This window comes from Eikenella sp. NML03-A-027 (genome assembly GCF_001648395.1).
Lineage (GTDB): Bacteria > Pseudomonadota > Gammaproteobacteria > Burkholderiales > Neisseriaceae > Eikenella > Eikenella exigua.
The window spans coordinates 121,326-133,797 of the sequence record NZ_LXSM01000016.1; the positions used below are offsets into that span (position 1 = coordinate 121,326).

General features: G+C 56.2%; 15 protein-coding genes and 1 pseudogene. 11 read left to right on the top strand and 5 right to left on the bottom strand.

From position 1 onward, the window contains the following. The first annotated feature begins 61 nt into the window (after positions 1-61). The 4 genes and pseudogenes from recG (at position 62) to A7P96_RS06060 (ending at position 5,407) form a co-directional block, all read left to right on the top strand. Positions 62-2,101, top strand: a complete 2,040-nt coding sequence (gene recG / locus A7P96_RS06045) for an ATP-dependent DNA helicase RecG (RefSeq protein ID WP_067525566.1) — start codon at positions 62-64, stop codon at positions 2,099-2,101. Positions 2,102-2,598: 497 nt separating this feature from the next. After that, positions 2,599-2,852, top strand: a pseudogene (locus A7P96_RS11225) (acetolactate synthase small subunit); the annotation flags it as partial. Positions 2,853-3,247: 395 nt separating this feature from the next. Further along, positions 3,248-4,351: a 3-phosphoserine/phosphohydroxythreonine transaminase gene (serC, locus tag A7P96_RS06055; protein ID WP_067525567.1), complete on the top strand. Its 1,104-nt coding sequence runs from the start codon at positions 3,248-3,250 to the stop codon at positions 4,349-4,351. 237 nt (positions 4,352-4,588) lie between these two features. Further along, the gene (locus A7P96_RS06060) at positions 4,589-5,407 is read left to right on the top strand and encodes a class I SAM-dependent methyltransferase (protein ID WP_067525568.1); all 819 of its coding nucleotides are present in this window, start codon (positions 4,589-4,591) and stop codon (positions 5,405-5,407) included. Positions 5,408-5,542: 135 nt separating this feature from the next. Here the strand turns inward: A7P96_RS06060 and A7P96_RS10980 are convergent, their stop codons facing one another. The 5 genes from A7P96_RS10980 to A7P96_RS06075 form a co-directional block, all read right to left on the bottom strand. Continuing rightward, on the bottom strand, positions 5,543-5,674 hold the full coding sequence (locus A7P96_RS10980) for a PepSY domain-containing protein (protein WP_197476456.1): 132 nt from the start codon (positions 5,672-5,674) through the stop codon (positions 5,543-5,545). A gap of 183 nt (positions 5,675-5,857) precedes the next feature. Beyond that, positions 5,858-6,661 (bottom strand): DNA adenine methylase, encoded by an 804-nt coding sequence (locus A7P96_RS06065; RefSeq protein WP_067525570.1) that lies wholly within the window; start codon positions 6,659-6,661, stop codon positions 5,858-5,860. Continuing rightward, positions 6,630-6,812: a Com family DNA-binding transcriptional regulator gene (locus tag A7P96_RS10320; protein ID WP_082887927.1), complete on the bottom strand. Its 183-nt coding sequence runs from the start codon at positions 6,810-6,812 to the stop codon at positions 6,630-6,632. The genes A7P96_RS06065 and A7P96_RS10320 overlap by 32 nt, the downstream gene beginning before the upstream one ends. After that, a complete protein-coding gene (locus A7P96_RS10985) occupies positions 6,784-6,969 on the bottom strand; it encodes a hypothetical protein (RefSeq protein WP_067525572.1) in 186 nt (61 codons plus the stop codon). The genes A7P96_RS10320 and A7P96_RS10985 overlap by 29 nt, the downstream gene beginning before the upstream one ends. Positions 6,970-6,987: 18 nt before the next feature. Continuing rightward, positions 6,988-7,368, bottom strand: a complete 381-nt coding sequence (locus A7P96_RS06075) for a helix-turn-helix domain-containing protein (protein WP_067525574.1) — start codon at positions 7,366-7,368, stop codon at positions 6,988-6,990. A gap of 108 nt (positions 7,369-7,476) precedes the next feature. Between A7P96_RS06075 and A7P96_RS06080 the strand changes: the two genes are divergently transcribed. From A7P96_RS06080 to A7P96_RS06105, 7 genes are read left to right on the top strand one after another with little or no spacing between them, the layout of a single operon-like run. Beyond that, on the top strand, positions 7,477-7,668 hold the full coding sequence (locus A7P96_RS06080) for a DNA-binding protein (RefSeq protein ID WP_064104181.1): 192 nt from the start codon (positions 7,477-7,479) through the stop codon (positions 7,666-7,668). Between the two features lie 11 nt (positions 7,669-7,679). Beyond that, a complete protein-coding gene (locus tag A7P96_RS06085; RefSeq protein ID WP_064104182.1) occupies positions 7,680-7,967 on the top strand; it encodes a winged helix-turn-helix domain-containing protein in 288 nt (95 codons plus the stop codon). Positions 7,968-8,001: 34 nt separating this feature from the next. Then, positions 8,002-8,847 carry a hypothetical protein gene (locus tag A7P96_RS06090; RefSeq protein WP_067525576.1) on the top strand — a complete coding sequence of 282 codons (846 nt, stop codon included), beginning with the start codon at positions 8,002-8,004 and terminating at the stop codon, positions 8,845-8,847. 3 nt (positions 8,848-8,850) lie between these two features. Further along, complete coding sequence (locus A7P96_RS11230; RefSeq protein WP_067525578.1) at positions 8,851-10,743, top strand: AAA family ATPase; 1,893 nt, start codon at positions 8,851-8,853, stop codon at positions 10,741-10,743. A 1-nt stretch (position 10,744) separates the two neighbouring features. Then, positions 10,745-10,888, top strand: coding sequence for a hypothetical protein (locus A7P96_RS10755; protein ID WP_023888069.1), 144 nt, complete (start codon positions 10,745-10,747; stop codon positions 10,886-10,888). Positions 10,889-10,893: 5 nt separating this feature from the next. Then, positions 10,894-11,529, top strand: coding sequence for a DUF935 family protein (locus A7P96_RS06100; RefSeq protein WP_231863645.1), 636 nt, complete (start codon positions 10,894-10,896; stop codon positions 11,527-11,529). After that, the gene (locus A7P96_RS06105) at positions 11,526-12,431 is read left to right on the top strand and encodes a phage minor head protein (RefSeq protein WP_067525580.1); all 906 of its coding nucleotides are present in this window, start codon (positions 11,526-11,528) and stop codon (positions 12,429-12,431) included. Before A7P96_RS06100 ends, A7P96_RS06105 begins: the two co-directional genes overlap by 4 nt. The last annotated feature ends 41 nt before the right edge of the window (positions 12,432-12,472 follow it).

Sequence of the window (12,472 nt, forward strand, 5' to 3'; positions counted from 1 at the left end):
CAGAAACCCACTCCGTTCGTTTTAACTGCGTTGAAGCTCACGCTTTCAGGTAGCCTTCCCCATGAGCGCCGATTTCAAACAACAACTTAAGCTCACCGACGCCACCGCCGGCAGGCTCGCCAAGCTGCATATCCGCAGCCTGTGGGATGCCGTGCTGCACCTGCCCCTGCGCTACGAAGACGAAACCCATATCACCCCGATCAAAGACGCGCCCGTGGGCGTATCCTGCCAAGTGGAAGGCGAAGTGGCGCATCAGGAAATCCAATTCCGCCCGCGTCGCCAGCTGATTGCCCAAATCCGCGACCAATCCGGCAGCGTGCTGCACCTGCGCTTTATCCATTTCTACCCCAGCCAGCAAAAACAGCTCGCCAAGGGCAAACGCATCCGGGCCATCGGCGAAATCCGCCACGGCTTTTTCGGCGACGAAATGGTGCACCCAAAAATCCGCGATGCCGAGAGCCAAAGCCTGGCCGAGAGCCTCACCCCCGTGTATCCCACCGTGTCCGGCCTCAGCCAGCCCACGCTGCGCCGCATTATCCGGCAAGCCCTCGATCAAACTGATTTGGCCGATACGCTACCTGAAAGCCTGCTGGCCAAACTCAAGTTGCCACTGCTAGCCGAAAGCCTGCACCTTCTGCACGCGCCGCCGCCTGAGTACGGCATTAGCCAATTATCGGACGGCAGCCTGCCTGCCTGGCAGCGGCTCAAGTTCGACGAACTGCTCGCCCAACAGCTTTCCATGCGCCTGGCCCGCGCACAGCGGCTCAGCGGGCAGGCCGTGCCGCTGGTGGGCGACGGCAGCCTGGCCGAGCCGCTGGTTCAGAGCCTGCCTTTTGCCCTCACTGCCGCGCAGGAGCGCGTGTTGGCCGAAATCCGCCAAGATTTGGCGCAGCCGCACCCGATGCACCGCCTGCTGCAAGGCGATGTAGGCAGCGGCAAAACCATTGTGGCCGCGCTTTCCGCGCTGGCTGCCATCGAAGCGGGCGCGCAAGTGGCCGTGATGGCGCCCACCGAAATCCTCGCCGAGCAGCACCACATCAAATTCCGCCAATGGCTCGAGCCGCTGGGCATCAGCGTGGTCTGGCTTTCAGGTAGCCTCAAAAAGAAAGAAAAAGACCAAGCCAAAGCCGCGCTGGCCGACGGCCGTATCCGCTTGGCCGTGGGCACGCACGCCCTGTTTCAAGACGACGTATCCTTCCAAAACCTCGGCCTGGTGATTGTGGACGAGCAGCACCGCTTCGGCGTGGCGCAGCGCCTCGCCCTGAAAAACAAAGGCCGCGACGTGCACCAGCTGATGATGTCCGCTACCCCCATTCCGCGCACGTTGGCCATGAGCTTCTTCGCCGACCTCGATGTTTCGGTTATCGACGAGCTGCCGCCCGGCCGCACGCCGATTAAAACCCGCTTGGTCAACAACATCCGCCGCCGCGAAGTGGAAGGCTTTGTGCTGGCTACCTGTAAAAAAGGGCAGCAGGCCTATTGGGTGTGCCCGTTGATTGAAGAGAGCGAAGCGCTGCAGCTGCAAACCGCCACCGATACGCTCGCCGAGCTGCAGGCCGCCCTGCCCGAGCTCACCATCGGCTTAGTGCACGGCCGCATGAAAAGCTTGGAGAAAGCCGCCGTAATGGCCGAATTTGCCGCCGGGCGGATTCATGTGCTGGTAGCCACCACCGTGATCGAGGTGGGGGTGGACGTGCCCAACGCCGCCCTGATGGTGATCGAACATGCCGAGCGCATGGGGCTTTCCCAGCTGCACCAATTGCGCGGCCGAGTGGGGCGCGGCGCTGCGGTGTCGAGCTGCGTGCTGCTGTTTGCCGAGCCATTGGGCGACACCGCCAAAGCCCGCCTCAAAGTGATCTACGAAAATACCGATGGCTTTGAAATCGCCCGCCAAGACCTCAGCATCCGCGGCCCCGGCGAATTTCTCGGCGCCCGCCAAAGTGGCCTGCCCATGCTGCGTTTTGCCGATCTGGAGCAAGACCTGCCCCTCTTGGAAGCCGCACGCCGGATCGCGCCCGAGCTCATCGCCCGCCACCCCGATATTGTGGAAAAACACTTGGAACGCTGGCTTGCCAGCCGCGAAGGGTATTTAGGGGTATGAGCGGGGAAAGACCACCTGAGAACGGATTCCGTTAAAATTGAAAGAAGTAGGCAAATTCAAAATATCGGTGTGGCAACACCGGCCTACAAAGGAAGTGGAGGGTAGGGAGGCGTGACCACGCTGCCGTTTGGGCGGAATTGGATGGGAGAAAAGATACTGCTACATATTTTGTCAAATTCTCACTGTATAAAGGATGGTTAAATATACACCTTTTGGTTTTATTACATTTCTCGGATTATGTCGCCGACACATTAAAACTCAAAATCCTATCCTATCGGGCAGGGCCATTATTCCTGCTGCACTTCGCTTGGCGGCGACCTGCCTGCCTCTATCTCCTACGGAGCTAAAAGCATTCAGGCTGCTTTGGGTTGGTATGGCTTTCCGCTCTTCAGTACGGCAAAGCAGTAAACGGCCAATTTGCACATGATGCACAAACAATCTGCTCGCCCCGGCATTGTAAATGCCATGACGGCTGGCATGTACAATGCCGCCCTCGCCGTCTTACCAAACAGCTCAACAAGCTGGTAAAAGTGCGGGCCTTGGGCAAAGACCGCAACGAGCTCCTGCGTCTCACCGATATTAACCACGGCTAGGCAGTGGCGTAACCGATAAGAGCTATGTGATTGAAATCACGGGCACCCGCGATAAACTCGACAGCTTCCTCGAAACCGTGCCCAAAGGTTTGATTCTGGAAACCGTGCGCACCGGCGCTGCCAGCATCGGGCACGGGAAGCGCAGTTTGAAGATTTGATGTTTACTTGACCGGCGTATAGCTGAAACACATTGTTTTATACAAGATGAGCTAACGCAGTAGGAAGTGCTTTAACTATAAAGCCGGTTGGATATTTTCAGGTAGCCTGTATGCAAAGCAGGCTACCTGAAGCCAGTAGCCGCCAAGCATACCGAAGACCAAAGTAACGATAGGGGCTTCACTTAACTGCTTTTGAATTGTTAGCGATAAGATCTTCTTATGCAAATAAAACAGAGGAAACCACTTTATCTTTGCTGGAGATTATAGTTAATGCGCAGTTTTCACTATTCCTCCATTTGTGAGGAATAGCGGAAATCCTTGCTGCAACTAGTTTGCAAGCGATAGAATCCCCATTCATTAAGGCATCCTGCTACATTTTCAATCGAGTTTTTACTGTGGATACTCCAGTTTACAACTTCTCCGCCGGCCCGGCTGTGCTGCCCGAATCCGTATTGCGTACCGCGCAAAGCGAAATGTTCGACTACAACGGCACGGGCTTTTCCGTGATGACTATGAGCCACCGCTCTGATGTGTTCATGAGTATCCTCTATCATGCCAAGCAGGATTTGCGCCAGCTCTTGAATATTCCTGATAACTATAAAGTTTTGTTTTTGCAAGGAGGTGCCAGCGCACAGTTCAACATGACCGTGATGAACCTGAGCAACGGCTTCAAGCGTGTTGATTCCGTGGTGAGCGGCAACTGGAGCCGCATTGCTCATCATGAAATGGGCAAATTGTCGGATGTCAACATCCATCTGGCCGCGCATGGCGGCGAGCAGTTTGATTACACCGACCTGCCGCCGGTTGCGTCTTGGGATATTGACCCGAGCTCCGCCTTCGTGCATTTCGTGATTAACGAAACCGTGCATGGTCTGCAATACCATGAAGTGCCCAAACTGGGTGCAGATATGCCGCCCTTGGTGTGCGATATGTCGAGCGAGATTCTTTCCCGCCGCATCAATGTGGCCGATTTCGGCGTGATTTATGCCGGCGCGCAGAAAAACATCGGCCCTTCCGGCACCACCATTGTCATCATCCGCGAAGACCTGCTCGAGCGCTGCTCCAGCCGCGTGCCCGATGTGTGGAACTATCGTTCGCACATCGACCGCCAAGGTATGTATAACACCCCGGCCACCTATCCCATCTACATTTCCGGCCTCGTGTTCCGCTGGTTGCAGTCGCAGGGCGGGGTAGGACAGATGGAAACCATCAACACCCTCAAAGCCAAAACCCTGTATGCCGCCATCGACAACAGCGGCGGTTTCTACCGCAACCGAGTTTCGCCTGCCGCCCGCTCCAAAATGAACGTGATCTTCACCACCGGGAACAAAGAATTAGACGAACTTTTCGTTCAAGAATCCACCACCCGCGGCCTACGCCTGCTGGGCGGCTACAAGAGCATGGGCGGTATGCGCGCCAGTATCTACAATGCCATGCCCTTGCAAGGGGTGGAGGCGCTGATTGAATTTATGCGCGAATTTCAGAAACGCTACGGCTGATGCGTGTTGAACATAATTCGCTGAAGTGATTGTTTTTTCATACAAGGTGAGTTTATGCAGTAGGAAGAAACCAGGGCATTGGCGATAGGCGTATAATGAGGCTACCTGATAATTATTTTCAGGTAGCCTCTGTTTTTACTTCGTGAAAGCCTCGCTTGAGCTTTGAGAAATTCTTTCAGGTAGCCTCTTATTTGGTTTGTTTCTGGTGTGCAAACAGATAGTTCACAGGAGAAAGCCATGATTAAAATAGAAAATGCCATCAGCGAAACCCTGCTGATTTCGCTCTATATGAAATACCGTGCCTCCCAGCAGGCCAATCCTATCCTCACCGACCCCGCCGCCTGCCGCTTGGTGCCGCAGATCGACTATGATTTTGCCAAGTTCGACCGCGCCAAGCCCACTCTCATCGGCACAGCCATCCGTGCCCGCTATTTCGACCGGCTCACCGCCGATTTCATCCGACGTCAAAGCCGCCCGGTGGTCGTTATCCTCGGCTGCGGGCTCGACAGCCGCCGCGAACGACTCGGCAGCGAAGCAGACGGCATACCGTTTTATCAGCTTGATTTGGAAGACGTTATCCAATGGCGGCGCGCCATCCTGCCGCCGCAAAGCAACGAAACCCTGATTGCCGCCTCCGCCTTCGACACTGAATGGATGGATGATTTGCATGTCCGCCACCCCGATGCCCAATTCCTGTTCGTGATTGAAGGCGTGCTGATGTATTTTCCCAACGACACGGTACGCGCCTTGTTCCAAAGCCTTGCCGCCCGTTTCCACGGTAGCGAAATCGCCTTCGATATGTGCAACCGCTGGGCGGTAAAAAACTCTGCCCGCCACGATGCCATGAGGCATGTTAGTGCCCGCTTTGAATCCTTTTGCGACAACGAACGCGAGCCGGAGAAATGGGCAGATAATCTGTGCTTCATTTCCAACAGCTATATCGTTGGCGACTTCTCTGACGAGTGGAAACGCATCGGCTTCGTCTCTAGCCTGATTATGCGCCTGGTGCGCGTTATCCGCGAAAGTAGCCGCATGTTGCACTATCGGATTGATTGAACGCGGCCTTGCCCTTTGTTTGGTGGAAATAAAGGCTACCTGAAAGCGCAAGCTTCAACGAAGTTAAAACGAGAACGCGGGTTTATGCGCGGCTATGGTTTCAGGTAGCCTTTATCTATGGAACGGGCTAACGGTTTAATCGTCGGGATCGAATTTGGAAGAGAGGATGCGGCCGCTGCGGGCGTCCACAATCACTTCATAATCGCCACGCCGGCCGTCTAAATCCACTTCATACACACGGCGGCCGTGCCAGGTGGTGAGGTACACGTCGGTTACGCGGGCACGGGTGTGGCGGGCAGCACAGGTGCTCGAATCAAAGTTCGGAGGTTGAGGAAACTGAAGCCGCGCGCGATAAATATCCCCACTTCGGCGCGATAAATCAGTCCTGATATTATTGCACCCTATGCAACAACGTTACAAATCCCACCTTACTTGGTGGGATTTTTTACATCAAGCCGGCTCTGCGTTGATGGGGTAGTTGGCAATCAACAGCTCGTCAGCCTCGGTAGTGGCCTCCTTATTGATGCTGTAGCGCAGGCTGACCTCTTTAAACTGGAAGCCGGTGAAGATCTCCCTAATGGCCGGCACGTCGTTAATCGATAGCAGGAAGCGCCCTTTGATGTGGCGTAGCTGCTCGGCCAGCCGTTCGAAGTCGTCCTTAGCGAAGATGCCTTTGCCGTACATCGTCTCACAGTCCCAATACGGCGGGTCGATGTAGAAGAAGGTGCCGGGCTTGTCGTAGCGGGCGATGAAGTCGTCGTAGTTGAGCCGCTCCAGCATCACCCCCTGCAGGCGGCGGTGGCTGTGTTGCAGCTCCTCGGCCAACCTGTCGGCGCGGAACTTGGGCGGGCGCGTGCTGGTGGCGGCGCAGCAGAACCCTGCCGCCTTGCCGCCGAAGCCCATGCGGTGCAGGTAGAGGAAGCGTACCGCACGCTGGATGTCGGTCAGGGTGGTGGGATTGCAATGCTGCAGCCGGCAATACTCATCGCGGCTGGGCAGCAGGTATTCGGCCTGCCGCAGCAGCTCGGGCAGGTGGTTTTGAACACACCTATATAGGTTGATGACATCAGCGTTGATGTCGTTGATGGCCTCCACTTTGGAAGGCGGCTTTTTGAACAGCACCCATGCCGCACCGCCGAACACTTCGGCGTAGCAGGTGTGGTCTGACGGGATTAACGGAATGATGGTACCGGCCAGGCGGTATTTGCCGCCCAGCCAGCCCCTAAGCGGACTGACGGGATTGATGTTGCCCATGATGCTTGCTCCTTGAAGTTTGGCGCTCGCGGGCACTCTGAGTTGTTAAAGAACCAAATTGGTTGGCCGCTTTGCAGCGCGGGCATTTGATTTCCAGCTCACCCTCGCCTTTGGCCAACAGCTTATTGCAGTTTTTGCAACGATATTGCATTTTTGCAGCCACACTGTTCCAAGTCTTCTACTTTTTCTTTGATGGCTTGCCATTGTAAAGCAGTGAGTTGCTCTGTTGATTTGCTGCCATTAACGATGTTTACTGACCCCGATTGGATAAGTTGGTCAACATCTCCTTCAATCTTGATATTTCCCAATTTGCGTTCCTTGCAGTCTTATTTTGTTGTTTTCTTGAAATTGATTTCGGCATGATCTCCAGCTTGAATTTGTTGGCCTACATTGCCTGCCACGAAGGTCTGCATGGGCTGGATACCTTGCAGCATAAATTGGCGTATTTGCGGGCTGGCTGCGCGAAAGGCTGCCAGTAATTGCTGTTCTTCATCATTGATGGCTTGAGCTGATCGGATGCCTAAAACCACATATTGGATATCAACACCAATTTTTGCGACTGCAGCCAAATATTCGGCATTCGGGTACGACTCGTTGTTCTCATATTTTAGCTGGGCTTGCTTTCTCACTCCTCCCACTGCTCCCATAGCTGTTTGATTTAAACCAATCTTTTCCCTTTCTTCCCGCAGTCTCTGGCCGATAGACACATCAAACCTCCAAAGTATGAAAAAAAATACTTAACTGGTACGTTTTTTCGTACCATAATCTAGCCATGTTCTAGCAAAGTATTTTGCCACAAATAAGGATAAAGCAACATGAAAAAAGTAAAGACCCCTGAGCAGGTCAAAGCGGAATTCCACCGCAAAGGATGGACATTTTCGGGCTGGGCAAGACAGAACGGATATCGAGAGCAAGAAGTCTACCGTGTCTTGAATGGCTTCACTAAAGGCAAGTATGGAAAAGCTCACGAAATTGCGGTGAAGCTCGGGTTGAAAGCTGCAGCATAGGGAGGCATGGAATGGCAAGCAGTAAAGGAACTAGGATTTTAAAAGTATTCAAAGCATTAGATGCACATCCAATTATCGGAATCAGCAATAAGGAGATTTCAGACGGCCTCGGCATTTCCCCTTCATATGTAAGCCGGGATTTGGAAGATCTGATTGAGGAGGGGCTGGTGGTCAAACTGGATAACGGCAATTTTTCCTATAGTATCAAAACGCTTCAGATTGCAGAGGGCTTCAGACGGCAAACTGAATATTTGAGAGGCAAGCTGGAAGAAACCGACCAGCGTGTGAACAGATTTTGAAAAGTGACGCTGGCGTCACTTTTGGAGAACCAACATGAACAAAGAAATTATCGAACACGACACCCTTAATATGGCAGCCAACCACGCGGCGATGAACAGCGTGATGGTGATGGAACAATGGGGGAATGGCGAGAGTTACAACGAGGAACGATGGGTGGAGCGTGCTAGGCAAGCGGCACGTAAGACCTTGGAAGGAATGTTTGAGCTAGGGCGGGCTTTAATTGTGCTGAAAGAGCACACGGAGCATGGCCGATTCCGCGAGATTACAGAAGAAGAATTAGGACTGCACTACCGTGAGACTGCCCGTTTAATGAATGCAACCCGCCGCTTTGCTACACCACAAATGCAGAAAGCTGCACCAAAGTTGATGGAGCTGGGTAAATCCAAACTGCTGGAGCTGCTGGTAGAAGAGGATGAGGCGATAGTCGATTTAGCTGACGGCGGCGACATCAATGGTCACACTCTAGACGACATTGACCGCATGACCCGCAACGAACTCCGCGCCGCTCTGCGCGAGAGCCGCGAAACCGCCGAGGCCAAAGACAAAATCATCGCCGACAAAAATAAGAAGGTGGACGAGCTGGCCGAGAAACTGGCCAAGAAGCAGACGGGCAAAGAGCCGAGCCCCGAAGACGTGGGCAGCGAGCTGACCATGCAGCTCTCCAGTTTGGAAGTGGCCGCCCGCAGCGACTTGAGCCGCTTTGCCGAGGTCTTCGAACAGATGCTGGCACACGGCGAAGCCAACGGCTACGACCACCGCCCGCAGATGGTGGCGGCCATCAACCAAATCATCCGAGATGCCGAAACCCTGCGCGAACGCTTTACCCTGCCGCAAGAAGCGCCGACCAACGCCAAGCCGGAATGGCTGGACGGGGAGTAAACCATGAACCCTGCATTGACCGAGAAACTGGCTGCCGTGGCCGCTCATGCAGCCACCCTCGGCCACGGCGAGAAGGCAGGCTACCTGAAAAGCCAGGCGGCCGAGCTGGGCATCAGCGTGGCCACGCTGTACCGCAAGCTGGAAGCGGTCAGCGTGAAGCCCTGCCGCAAACGGCGCAGCGATGCCGGCCGCTCGGAATTAAGCCTGCACGAGGCGCAGCTGATTTCGGCCGTGCTGATGGAGGCGATGCGGCGCAACGGCAAACGGCTGATGTCGGTAGCCCGCGCGGTGGAGATGCTGCGCGCCAACGGCAAAATCGATGCCGCCCGCGTGGATGAGGAAACGGGCGAGGTGCTGCCCTTGTCCGAGAGCACGGTTATCCGCGCCCTGCGCGAATACAAACTGCATCCCGACCAACTGCTGCAACCCGCGCCGGTGAACCGCATGAAATCGGAGCACCCGAATCACTGCTGGCAGATCGACCCCAGCCTGTGCGTGCTCTACTACCTGCCGCGCAGCGGCGAGGACAGCGGCCTGCGGGTAATGAAGCAGGAAGAGTTCTACAAAAACAAACCGAAAAACGTGGTCAAAATCGAAAACGACCGTGTGTGGCGCTACACCGGCACCGACCACGCCAGCGGCACTATCCTTGCCCGCTACTACTTCGGCGGCGAGACCAGCGCCAACCTGTGCGACTTCTTTATCTTCATGATGCAGGAGAAGGCGGACATCCTGAAAGACCCGTTCCGCGGCGTGCCGCGCATGGTGATGCTCGACCCGGGCAGTGCGAATACCTCGGCAGCGTTTAAAAACCTATGCAAGTCGCTAGACGTGCATGTGCAGATCAACAAGCCGGGCAACCCGCGCGCCAAAGGACAGGTGGAAAAAGGCAACGACATTGTGGAAACGGCGTTTGAAAGCAGCCTGCGCTTTACCGAGGTGCACGACATTGGGCAGACCGCACCTGCCCACCCTAATGAAAGCGAGGACGACGATATGTTACTACGAAAAGCCACTTTGACCCAAGCCACCCGCCGTTATTTCGGCCTGGTACGCGACCCGTTCAACGATGAAATCCGCAGCGCGGAAGACGTGTATATGACCCCTGATGTGCGCTATGTGCGTGAGGCAATGTTTCAGACGGCCTGCCACGGCGGCTTTGTAGCGGTGGTCGGCGAAAGCGGCGCGGGCAAGTCCACCCTGCGCGAAGACCTGCAAGACCGCATCAACCGTGATGGCAGGCAGGTCATCACCATCGAACCGTATGTGCTGGCGATGGAAGACAACGATGTGAAGGGTAAAACCCTGAAAGCCGCGCACATTGCCGCCGCCATCTTGGAAGCCGTATCGCCCGGCACCCGACCCTACCGCGATTCGGAAGCACGTTTCCGCCAAATCCACCGCGCCCTGCAGGAGAGCGCGAAGGCGGGCAACAAACATGTGCTGATGATTGAAGAGGCACACGGCCTGCCGATTCCCACCCTGAAGCACCTGAAACGCTTCTTCGAATTGAAAAACGGGTTTGACCGCCTGCTCGGCATCGTACTGATCGGCCAAACCGAACTGGCACAAAAGCTCAGCGAAAACAACCCGGCGGTGCGCGAAGTGGTGCAGCGCTGCGAGGTGGTGACGCTCTTGCCGCTGACCGACGGACGGCTGGCAGGCTACCTGAAACACAAAATCGAACGCGCCGGCGGCGACATCACCAAAATTATGGACGAGAGCGCAATTGACGCGGTGGCCGAACGGCTGACGGTGCGCGGCCGCAGCGGGCGCGGGGTGGAAGAGCACAGCCTGCTCTACCCGCTGGCGGTCAATAACCTAGTTAGTGCCGCAATGAATCAGGCGGCCGAGCTGCAGATGCCGGTGGACGGCGACATGGTAAGGGGGGTGTGAGATGAGTGCATTTTGGAACTGGTTTGTACAGGCAAGCTGCTGGCAGGTGCTCGGCAACGCGCTGACCTTGGCGCTGGCGCTGGTCATCATCGGCATCGGTATCGGCGAAGCGGTGCGTTATATCCGCATCAGTTGGAAAGGATAAACCATGTGGTCGGAATTAAAAAACGTTGCCCGCCGCGAAGCTCGGAACTGGTTGATTGCCGCCATCGTGGCAGTGGCCTAACCAAGGATATTCGGGACAACGACTGCCGCATCGTCGAAGGCTGCCTGAACCGGCTCATCGACTGGATCTGCGGTTTCAACTTTGCCGCCGACACCCCGCGCCCTCAGTTCGTGCTATACACCGAAGAAGCAGGCGACAAGACCTTGGCCGAACGCGACCAAATCCTGACCGGCTGCGGTGTCAGATTATCCGAAAGCTACTGGAAACGTGCTTACAACCTGAGCGACGACGATATTGTTCAGGTAGCCTCTCCGACAAATGCGACGCCGGCGTCACCTTTGGCCGACTTCGCCGAACACCGGCCGGCTGCCGATGTCGGCTTAGTCATCGACACCCTCGCCCCTCTTTCAGGTAGCCTCAATGCACAGGGGCAGGCATTAACCGATATCTTGATTGGCAGCCTGAAACAGGGTGCGGCCACGCCCGAAGCGGTACTGGACAGGCTGACCGCCGCTTATCCGAATATGGATGATGCCGCGCTTCAAGAGGAATTGGCACGCTTAATCTTCCTGGCCGAACTGGTCGGCAGGGTGGAAGCTGCTGAGGAGCTGGCCGAATGAACCCCGAAGACATCAAAGCCATCTTCGGCATGCAGCCCGAAGCCGCCGTAGCCTACCTGCGGCAAAAAGGCATCAATGTATCGTGGGACTGGCAGGACATGCTGGACGATGCGCACGCCACCGCCTTCACTGTGGCCAAAACCGCCGGCATGGATGTGGTTGGCGATATCTATGCCGCCGTGGTCAAAGCCGCTGAAAGCGGGCAGACCTTGGAGCAGTTCAGCGAGCAGCTGACGCCGGTATTGCAGGCCAAAGGCTGGTGGGGCAGGCAGGACGTGCCGCACCCGGACACCGGCGAAATCCAAACCGTGCGCCTGGGCAGCCCGCACCGCCTGAAAACCATCTACCTGACCAATATGCAGTCGGCCTATATGGCCGGGCGTTATGCCGAGATGACGGATGCGATAGATACCCACCCATACTGGGAATACGTGGCGGTCAACGACGAGCGCACCCGCGAGACCCACCGCCTGCTGCACGGCAGCGTTTATGCCGCCGACGACCCGGTGTGGGACAGCCTGTATCCGCCCTTGGACTACCGCTGCCGCTGCCGGGTTCGCCCCTTGTCGCGCAGCCGGGGCGAAGGCCGCGTGCAGCCCAGCCCGCAGCTGGAAACCCAAACCGTGGACATCGGTGTCAACCAATATACCGGCGAAGAACGCCATGCCCGGCGCACCGGCATCCGCATCAACGGCAAATTCGTCGCCCCCAATGCCGGCTTCAATGCCAACCAAGGCAAGGCCATGCTCTCGCGCATGGCTTCGGTGGCGGTGGATAAGGCGCAGGCCGCCCATCCCGATATTGCCCGTGTGGCGCTGCGGCAGATGATGGGCAACGAGCGTTTCAAATCCTCGCTCAATGCCGCCCAGCTGGCTTGGGTGCTGCAATTATTGAGGGGGTGATGGCTATGGTGTATCTAGACTGGAATCCCGATGACGAGCAT